The sequence below is a fragment of the Citrobacter sp. Cpo126 genome (genome assembly GCF_030332445.1).
In the GTDB taxonomy this organism is placed as follows: domain Bacteria; phylum Pseudomonadota; class Gammaproteobacteria; order Enterobacterales; family Enterobacteriaceae; genus Citrobacter; species Citrobacter portucalensis.
The window spans coordinates 1-10,329 of record NZ_JAOWHT010000044.1 but is presented as its reverse complement, the minus strand read 5'-3'; the positions used below and the strand labels follow the sequence as shown (position 1 = coordinate 10,329).

The following is a 10,329-nucleotide window of genomic DNA, read 5'->3' as shown; positions in this document are numbered from 1 at the left end:
ACAGGCAGACGGAATAAGACGAATAGCTCGCGCAGCGACGATTTTCCCGCCGGGAGCCTGGGATGCAAGGGAGGCGGCGGCGCTTACGCCTTATCCGGCCTACAAACGCACCCTTTCATCTCAGGTACAGACCACTTTAATCGCCAGACCACCGCGTGACGTTTCGCGGTATTTGTCGTTCATATCTTTGCCCGTTTCGTACATAGTCTCGATCACTTTATCGAGCGAAACGCGTGGCTCAGATGTGCGACGTAGCGCCATGCGTGCGGCGTTGACGGCTTTTACCGCGTTGATCGCATTACGCTCAATGCACGGTATTTGCACCTGTCCAGCAACCGGATCGCAGGTCAGCCCCAGGTTATGCTCCATGGCGATTTCCGCCGCAATACAAACCTGCGACGGGCTACCGCCGAGCAACTCGGTCAGCCCGGCTGCCGCCATTGAACAGGCTACGCCAATTTCACCCTGACAGCCGACTTCGGCACCAGAAATAGAGGCGTTCATTTTATACAGCGCCCCTATCGCCCCCGCGGCCAGCAAGTAGCGGGCAATGGAGTTTGCATTCACCGGACGGCGGAACTTGTCGTAATAGGCCAATACGGCAGGGATAATTCCACATGCGCCGTTGGTCGGTGCCGTCACAACCCGGCATCCGGCGGCGTTTTCTTCGCTCACGGCCAGCGCGAACATGTTGATCCAGTCGATAACGTTCATCGGGTCGCTGGACAGATTATCGCTGGAAACCAGTAACCGACGTAATGCTACGGCGCGACGCGGTACGTTAAGCGGGCCAGGCAGGACGCCTTCGGTGTTCATGCCGCGCTCAATCCCGGCGTGCATGACATCCCAGATGGCGGCAAAGCCAGCATCGATTTCTTCTTTGCTGCGCATCGCCAGTTCGTTCTGCATCATCAGACCGGAAACGGACAGCCCGTTACGCTCACACAGTTTCAGCAGTTCGCTGGCGGAATGAAAATTGTAGGGCACGTGTGCTTCAACATCATGCGCCTGACCAAATTGCTCCTCTTCAACGATAAAACCGCCGCCGACGGAGTAATAGGTTTTGCTTAATAGCGTCTCGGTGCCGTTCCATGCGGTGATACGCATGCCATTTTCATGGCGCGGCAGCGTTTCGGTGTGAAAGAGGATATTTTTGTCTGGGGAGAAATCGACAATATGCGTGCCCTCTGCAACCGGTAAACGCCCGGTACGGGCCACTTCCTGAGTAAAACCAGCGATAGAATCTATATTAACGTTTTGCGGACTGTTACCGGCCAGTCCCATCATGATGGCGACATCCGTCGCATGACCTTTTCCGGTCAGGGAAAGCGATCCATAAAGATCGACCACAATATGCGTAGCCTTGGGAAGTTCCCCGCTGCTGACCAACAGATCGATAAAGCTTTTACCTGCGTTCATTGGCCCCACGGTATGGGAGCTGGAAGGTCCAATGCCAATCTTAAAAATATCGAATGCGCTAATCATATCCACACCCTCGGATTGCCGTTCAGTGAAGACCAGGTTTCACACTCATTAAGGATCGGGGCGATCCTGAGATCGCCCCGCAAGGGATTACAGCGTGTCGCCACGTACGGCGATGGCTTCAATCTCCAGCTTCACATCCTTTGGTAAGCGGGCGACCTGTACGCAGCTGCGCGTAGGGTAAATTGCCTTATGCTCATCAAAGAACTTCTGGTACACCTGATTAATGGTGGCGAAGTCGTTCAGGTCAGAAACGAAAACGGTCGTCTTCACGATATCGCTCACTTTCAAACCTGCGGACTCGACGATCGCTTTCACGTTTTCCAGGCTTTGACGCGCCTGATCGGCCACGTTTTCAGCCACTTCACCGGTCTGTGGACACACCGGAATTTGACCTGACGTCAACACCATGCTGCCCAGATCCACACCCTGTACGTAAGGCCCAATCGCCCCTGGCGCACATTCGGTTGCAATTACTTTTCTCATAGTCCCTCCGGCGTCAGAGCGCCTGGGTGAAAGTACGTGAAATAACATCCTGCTGCTGTTCGCGGGTCAGCGCGTTGAAGCGCACCGCATAACCAGACACGCGGATCGTCAGGTTCGGATAGTTTTCCGGGTGCTCAATGGCATCCATCAACATTTCACGGTTCATAACGTTAACGTTCAGATGCTGACCACCTTCCACATGTGCTTCATGGTGGAAGTAACCGTCCAGCAGACCGACCAGGTTGGTTTTACGCACTCCATCCTCTTTGCCCAGCGCTGCCGGCACAATGGAGAAGGTGTACGAGATACCGTCTTTGGCATAGGTGAACGGAAGTTTGGCAACCGAGGTTAACGACGCCACCGCACCTTTACGATCGCGGCCGTGCATCGGGTTCGCCCCTGGCGCAAACGGCGTACCTGCGCGACGTCCGTCCGGCGTATTACCGGTTTTCTGTCCGTACACCACGTTGGAGGTAATGGTCAGAATGGACTGCGTCGGCACCGCGTTACGGTAGGTTGGCAACACCTTAATTTTCTTCATAAAGCGTTCGACCAGGTCGCAGGCAATGCTGTCTACGCGCTCGTCGTTGTTGCCGTATTGCGGATAGTCGCCTTCGATTTCGAAATCAACTGCCAGACCATTTTCATCACGAATCGGTTTCACGCGAGCGTATTTGATAGCCGACAGAGAATCCGCCGCCACGGACAGACCCGCCATACCACAGGCCATCGTGCGATAGACATCACGATCGTGCAGCGCCATCAGCGAAGCTTCGTAGCTGTACTTGTCGTGCATGTAGTGGATGATGTTCAGCGCGCTGATGTACTGCACGGCCAGCCAGTCCATAAAGTGGTCCAGGCTCTCCATCACCGTGTCGTAGTCCAGCACGTCATCCATCAGCGGTGCCGTTTTCGGCCCGACCTGGATTTTCAGCTTCTCATCCACGCCGCCGTTGATTGCATACAGCAACGTTTTGGCGAGGTTGGCACGTGCCCCGAAGAACTGCATTTGCTTGCCGATAACCATCGGGCTGACGCAGCAGGCAATGGCATAGTCATCGCTGTCAAAGTCGGCACGCATCAGATCGTCGTTTTCATACTGCAAAGACGAGGTGATGATAGACACCTGGGCGGCGTACTTTTTGAAGGCTATCGGTAGCTGCTCAGACCACAGCACCGTCAGGTTCGGCTCAGGTGCCGGGCCCATGGTGTGCAGCGTATGCAGATAGCGGAACGAGTTTTTGGTCACCAGCGTGCGGCCATCCAGCCCCATACCGCCGATAACTTCGGTCGCCCAGATTGGGTCGCCTGAGAACAGGGTGTCGAATTCCGGCGTACGCAGGAAGCGCACCATACGGATCTTCATAATGAAGTGGTCGATCAGCTCCTGCGCCTGCTGCTCATTTAGCACGCCCGCTTTGAAATCGCGCTCAATGTAGATGTCGAGGAACGATGCGGTACGGCCCAGCGACATAGCGCCACCGTTCTGAGATTTCACCGCAGCCAGGTAAGCAAAGTACACCCACTGCACCGCTTCCTGCGCATTACGCGCCGGACGGGAGATATCGCAGCCGTATTTCGCCGCCATTTCCTGCATTTGCAGCAGAGCGCGACGGTGTTCAGACAGCTCTTCGCGAAGACGAATCGTGGCTTCAAGATTCTGGCCCCACTCCAGGTTCGACTGGAGATCGGCAAACTGCAGTTCACGCTCACGCACCAGATAGCGGATACCGTACAGCGCGACGCGGCGATAATCACCGATGATACGACCACGACCGTAACCATCCGGCAGGCCGGTCAACACGCCGGATTTACGGCAGCGCAGCATATCCGGAGAGTAGGCGTCGAATACGCCCTGGTTATGGGTTTTACGCAGTTCAGTAAACTGGTATTCAAAATCAGCATCCATCTCACGACCATAAGCATCAAAAGAGCTTTTGATCATATTGATGCCGCCAAACGGATGCAGAGCACGCTTGAGCGGCTTATCCGTTTGTAGACCGACGATTTTTTCCAGTTCTTGTTCAATATAACCGGCGTCATGCGCGGTTATCGTGGTCGCAATATTGGTATCGAAATCAACCGGCGCGTGCGTCGAGTTTTCAATACGGATGCCCGCCATAACTTTTTCCCACAATGCAGTGGTCGCAGGCGTTGCTTCGGCGAGGAAAGATTCATCCCCTTCATAAGGCGTATAGTTGTGCTGAATAAAATCACGGACATTAATTTCTTCTTTCCAGTCCGTACCTTTAAAGCCATTCCAGGCTTCGGCATACAGCATATCGCTGGTATCGATATTTACCTTCATGAAAAATAATCTCTCTGCTGAAATTTAATTATGCAAATTCTACTGGTGTATTAATTTTGCCTAAGGCAATGGCATCACGCGCAATCATTTTCTCTTCATTTGTGGGAATAACCGCACAAATAACACGAGCATCTTTATTAGAGATAATTCTTTCGCCATGGGAATTTGGCAGGCTATTCATTTCGCTGTCGATATTCACCCCTAAAACGGCGAGATGTTCAATAACCAGACGACGAATTAATACCGAGTTCTCACCAATTCCGCCGGTGAAAATAATCCCATCAAGACGATGCAGCGATGCGGCATGTCCGGCGATATGGCGTGCAATACGATGCACAAACGTTTTAATCGCCAGCTGCGCACGCTCATGTCCTTCGTGCCAGGCTTTTTCTAACGTACGTAAGTCAGAGGACAAACCGGAAATACCCAGTAAACCGGACTCTTTATTCACTACGCGCTCAAGGTCGCCGAGCGTCTGGTTGGTTTCGCTGGCAATCCACGCCATGGCGCCGAAATCGACGTCGCCACTGCGTGTGCCCATCATCAGCCCTTCCAGCGGCGTCATGCCCATTGAGGTATCAACGCTCTGTCCATTACGTACCGCACAGATTGACGCGCCGTTGCCCAGGTGCGCCACAACCAGACCGGAGTCATCATGTTGCAACTCGAGAAGCTCATGCGCCCGTTGAGAAACATAGCGGTGCGACGTGCCGTGGAAGCCATAACGACGAACGCCCAACTCCTCATAATATTTCCACGGTAAACCGTACAGATAGGCCTCAGGGGCCATCGTCTGGTGGAAGCTGGTATCAAAAACCGCAACCTGCTGCACGCCTGGGAAAAGGTGCTGAGCGGATTCGATCCCACTCAAGTTCGCATAATTATGTAACGGGGCTAATGGCGATACCCGGCGAATATTATCGATAACTTCGTCAGTAATAATTGCTGATTCGGTAAAGATATTTCCGCCGTGGGCAATGCGGTGGCCAATTAAGGCCACGCTGTCCATTAAATTACGTTTCTCCAGTTCAACGGCAATTGCTTTTAATGCGTCTTCGTAGCTGTGGTGAGCCAGCTTAGCTGGCTCTCCTCCATTAATTGCTATGAACGCATTTTCAGAGTTAATACCGTCTGCAATTCCCGCCATTAAAACTTCACAGTTTGCTGCATCCAGCACTGAGAATTTAATGGAAGACGAACCACAGTTAATAACCAGTACTACCGGAAACTCATTCATTTCACTACTCCGCTCATCCTGAGCTTAAGGATTAAAACAGTTTGTAGACGATGTTCAGGATGGTCAGCAGACCAATCACGGTAACAAACACGTTATCCAGACGGCCACGGTATTTCGCCAGTGATGGCGCTTTACGAATGGCATACATCGGCAGCAGGCAGAGCAGAGAGGCAATAATCGGCGCGCCCATTGCTTCAATCAGGTCCAGGATGTTCGGGTTGGCGTAAGCCACAACCCAGGTGGAGCCCATGATGAAGATCATGCTGATGGTATTAAGTTTGCCGGCAGAAACTTTCGTTTTATCGCCTTTATAACCAAACTTCAGCACCAGACCGTTCAGACCTTCCAGCGTGCCCAGATAGTGGCCGAAGAAAGATTTGAAGATAGCAACCAGGGCGATGATTGAAGCACCGTACTCCAGAACAGTTGCGAAGGTGGACTTCGTACCGGACAGTGAAGCGAAGTGGTTCGCAAGGTAAGACAGCACAGGAATGTTTTGCGCTTTCGCATCCGCCATGTTTGCCGGAGACAGCGTGAACAGGCAGCTAAAGGCGAAGAACATAACCACGGCAACCATCAGCATACTGGCGCGAGAGATGATTTTAGAACACTTCTGCTCGGTGAACTCGCGACCAAAATCTTTCTCATACTCTTCACGTTTGGAGACCACGAAGGAAGAAACAATCGGTGAGAAGTTGAAAGAGAACACCATGATGGAAATACCCAGCCATACGGTAACCAGGATGCCGTCATGGCCGGTCAGGGCGATATTGCTGATATCAACCTGATCGATAACCGCAGAGTTCCAGTAAGGGATCAGGGACAGAGAAATAAGCACCAGGCTGGCAATGAACGGCCATACCAGGTAGCTCATCACTTTAACCATCAGATCTTTACCAAACCAGATGACGAATGCCATCAACAGCAACAGGAACAACGCCACGAAGCCACGGTTTAACGCTGGCATCTGCAGCTGGTTTTCCCAGAAGGTCATAAAGGTGTTGGTAATGGTGACGCCATAAATCCACAGCAGCGGACAAATCGCAAAGAAGTAGAGGAACGTGATAACCACGCCGCCCGTTTTACCAAAGTGCTCTTCAACCGTTTCTGTGATGTTACCGGAAGGGTTAGAACCGGAAAGACACAGGCGTGCCAGCGCACGGTGGCAATAGAAAGCGATGGGGTATGCTAACACCAGCATGATCAGAATGGGGATCAGTCCGCCAAAACCTGCGCGGATAGGGAAGAACAGCACCCCAGCGCCGATGGCTGTACCAAATAAACCCAGTGTCCAGGTGGTGTCCGATTTGCGCCAGGACGACTGTTTTGTCTGGCTGGATACAATGCTATCAGTAGTACTCATATCCTATCCTCAACGAAGTATATTAAGCGTCAACTAAACCAGTAATTTGAGATACACGAGAAAGGTCGATATTACCGCCAGAAATAATGCTGACTGTTTTTCTGTTCTGGATATAGCTATCTAATTTCCCGCTTAATAATGCTGCGCATGCCAGCGCGCCGGCACCTTCAGTCACAACTTTATTTCGCTGAATTAATGCCACCATGCTGTTGCGAATTTCATCTTCGCTGACCAGGACAATGTCATCCACCAACTCACGAACAATTTCATACGTTAAAGTACCCGGGCGGGAAACGTCACAACCATCCGCCAGGGTGCCGGTCGTTCGGTGCGTGGTTATTTCTCCAGCGTGGAAAGAAGCCGCCATGCCGTGAACGTTTTCAGACTGTACGCCAATAATTTTAATGGTCGGGTTAATAGATTTAATTGCCACCGCAATACCAGCAATCAGTCCACCACCGCCAATTGGCACAATCACGTTATCGACATCGTACAGATCTTCCAGAATTTCCAGACCAATAGTGCCCTGACCAGCAATAACTTTCGGGTCATCATAGGGTGGAATAAAGATACGGCCTTCAGTTTCCACAATCTCGCTAACCTTAGCGATGGTGTCGTTGAAGTTGTCGCCGTGCAGTACAACTTCTGCGGAATAATCGCAGGTTGCCGCTACTTTAGACTTCGGTGCGCCTTTCGGCATCACCACTTTGCCGTCAATTCCGAGCATGGCGCAGGAGAGAGAAACCCCTTGCGCATGGTTCCCTGCAGAGCAAGCCACCACGCCTTTACATCTTTCCGCTTCGGTTAATGAACTGAGCTTGTTAAAAGCGCCGCGGATTTTAAATGAACCGGTACGCTGCATGTTTTCAAACTTGAGGAAAATTTCCCCTTTGCAACGTTCACTAAAATAGTTAGAGCGAGGCATTCCCGTTTTATAAATTTTCCCCGCAAGTCTTTTTTTCGCTTCGAGGATATCTTCAATTGCAACTGGGAGATCGTATGTAATGTGCATTAGAACCTCTTACCTGGGTATTAAAGTAAATAGATAGCCGTGACCATTGTCAGATATAGACAAATGGCGTTTATTTCGTGTTAAAACAAATTTAATCTTTAATCAATTTCAATTAATTGCCTTCGTCTCCGACAATTATATGATGAATACTCTTTGGCTAATTCCACCAAAATAGATGCTGCTTTTTTAATTCGATAATTTTTCGACCACACGGCGGCATAACGCGCGACGGGTAAGGTTTCTTCTACCGGGATAGTAATAAACTGGTTTGAGCCAAACGGTGTGGTCATATCGCAGGGAATTACTGTTAAGAAATCAGCATTGAGAACAAGATTATAAATCGTAACGACAGAGTCTGTTTTAACGATGTTTTCACTGCTGATGCCATTATTCTGTAACGTGGTAAGAAGTTCGCTGTAGTACCCCATATTCGTTTGTGGCAACACCCACTGTTCGTTTTTCAACGCGCTCAGCGAGGTGATGCCGGTGCATGTTCGGGACTTGCTGGCAACCAGGATAAAGTCTGACTCAAAGAGCGGCTCAACATGCAGATCGTGCAGTTTCATCTCATCACTCAGCGTACCGATGGCGAAATCCAGACGTCCGTCACGGATTGCCGGTAAGAAGGAGGAGAGCTGAGCTTCATACATAGAAACCTGCGCCTTCGGGAACACTTCTTTGAATTTTTTAATCATGCCGGACATGATGGTGAAGGCAATCAGTGAAGGAAAGCCAAACGACACATCAACGACCGCGTTGCTCGTCATGCTGTTCATCTCATCAACCATGTTTTTCATTTCACGGGTAATAGATTCAGACCATGAGAGCATCACCTGACCTGCCTGAGTCAATGTCACACCAGTATTTTTACGTACAACTAACTCAATACCGAAATAAGCCTCTACATCATTAATGATTTTGCTGACAGCCGGTTGAGTTAAACCTAATTCTTTTGCAGCTGAGCCGATAGAACCGCTTCTAATGACTTCCTGAAAGACCACTAAGTGCTGTGTTTTAGGGAGTGTAATAGTATTCATATCGACCTGCGTTAATTACTTTGTTGACGGCAGGAAGTGTACCAAATTAAGCGAACAAGGATATGTGCTACCCCTCACAAATCCCCTTGACTTACATTTTGTAAGACTATCGTTAAAATTTAAATCACTTAACAATCATATAGATATGAATTATCGATCTCACTTTATCCTGACTTTAGTCAAAAAAAGATGGGGGGATAACGATTTTTTATGGCTATAACACCTCCATTTTTTCCACTATTTTTTAAAACCATGAAAGGCTATATTTCAATCAATTACAGAACAATTACCAGGCAAGATGGCGCTTAAATTTAATAAACAACTTATCAAATTTAATTATATTTTAATGATTATGGCGATTAAATAACGTTATGCATCACATTTTTTCGCCATATTTGTTTGTAAAGAAACATTGCGTTTATTAAAATTCAATCTAAAAAACACAAACAATTATCATATGCAACATTATATTAACACTGATTTTGTGCAATTTATTAGCAAGTAATTTTGTGATGGCGATCGATTGCGTTCAATTATTCTCGATAAAAACGTATCGCGCAGCGTTTTGTGTTGGTCGTCACAAAATTAGAAATATCCACCGACACATTCCCCTCAGATAAAAGAAATTCGGTACCTAAATAATAGGGATATAAAAATTAGATAAGAAGGAAATAAGCGCCTGCATCCTCGAAAACCAATCTCAATGCTCGCGGTAAAACCTCTGCCGGATGGCGGTGTAAACACCTTATCCGGCCTTGTATTATCCTCTCTGTGCAGAGAGGGCCGGCCAGTTCTCCCTGCCATGCCGTCCGCATGCCGTATCCGGCCTTAGGTTAACAACCTGTATTGTAGATTTATGCAGCGGACTGCCGTTCTCCACAAGTGACAAACCGGACAGTATCATGGACCGGTTTTCCCGGTAATCCGCATTCACAAGGTTGGTCTCACTATGGAACAGGAACTTCATTTTATCGGTATTGACGTCTCTAAAGCCAAGCTGGATGTCGATGTGCTGCGTCCCGATGGCCGTCACCGCAGTAAAAAATTTGCGAACACCCTGAAGGGCCACAATGAACTCCTCCACTGGCTCAACAGCCATAACGTGGCGCCGGCGCATATCTGTATGGAAGCCACCAGTACGTATATGGAAGACGTGGCCGCCCATCTCAGTGATGCCGGATTCACCGTCTCCATCATCAATCCTGCCCTCGGCAAAGCCTTCGCACAGAGCGAGGGGCTGCGCAGCAAAACCGATGCCGTTGATGCCCGCATGCTGGCAGAGTTTTGCCGTCAGAAGCGCCCGGCAGTCTGGGAAGCTCCGCATCCGGTTGAACGGGCGTTACGGGCACTGGTGCTGCGCCATCAGTCACTGACGGATATGCGTACGCAGGAACTGAATCGCCT

The 10,329-nt window shown here is 49.8% G+C and carries 8 protein-coding genes; 1 reads left to right on the top strand and 7 read right to left on the bottom strand.

The annotated features are described in order from the left end of the window. Positions 1–120: 120 nt before the first annotated feature. From tdcG to tdcA, 7 genes are all read right to left on the bottom strand, one after another. A complete protein-coding gene (gene tdcG, locus OGY17_RS23100) occupies positions 121–1,485 on the bottom strand; it encodes an L-serine ammonia-lyase (protein WP_048215482.1) in 1,365 nt (454 codons plus the stop codon). A gap of 87 nt (positions 1,486–1,572) precedes the next feature. Next, positions 1,573–1,968 (bottom strand): enamine/imine deaminase, encoded by a 396-nt coding sequence (locus tag OGY17_RS23095; RefSeq protein WP_286608455.1) that lies wholly within the window; start codon positions 1,966–1,968, stop codon positions 1,573–1,575. Between the two features lie 13 nt (positions 1,969–1,981). Further along, complete coding sequence (gene tdcE, locus OGY17_RS23090) at positions 1,982–4,276, bottom strand: 2-ketobutyrate formate-lyase/pyruvate formate-lyase (protein ID WP_003828587.1); 2,295 nt, start codon at positions 4,274–4,276, stop codon at positions 1,982–1,984. A gap of 28 nt (positions 4,277–4,304) precedes the next feature. Further along, positions 4,305–5,513: a propionate kinase gene (gene tdcD / locus OGY17_RS23085; RefSeq protein WP_239605639.1), complete on the bottom strand. Its 1,209-nt coding sequence runs from the start codon at positions 5,511–5,513 to the stop codon at positions 4,305–4,307. Positions 5,514–5,544: 31 nt separating this feature from the next. After that, positions 5,545–6,876, bottom strand: coding sequence for a threonine/serine transporter TdcC (gene tdcC / locus OGY17_RS23080; RefSeq protein WP_003024875.1), 1,332 nt, complete (start codon positions 6,874–6,876; stop codon positions 5,545–5,547). Positions 6,877–6,898: 22 nt separating this feature from the next. After that, positions 6,899–7,888 (bottom strand): bifunctional threonine ammonia-lyase/L-serine ammonia-lyase TdcB, encoded by a 990-nt coding sequence (gene tdcB, locus OGY17_RS23075; RefSeq protein ID WP_003828594.1) that lies wholly within the window; start codon positions 7,886–7,888, stop codon positions 6,899–6,901. A gap of 98 nt (positions 7,889–7,986) precedes the next feature. Continuing rightward, positions 7,987–8,925, bottom strand: a complete 939-nt coding sequence (gene tdcA / locus OGY17_RS23070) for a transcriptional regulator TdcA (protein WP_003828596.1) — start codon at positions 8,923–8,925, stop codon at positions 7,987–7,989. 949 nt (positions 8,926–9,874) lie between these two features. Between tdcA and OGY17_RS23065 the strand changes: the two genes are divergently transcribed. Further along, the coding region (locus tag OGY17_RS23065) for an IS110 family transposase (protein WP_267445968.1) at positions 9,875–10,329 on the top strand (455 nt) is incomplete at its 3' end.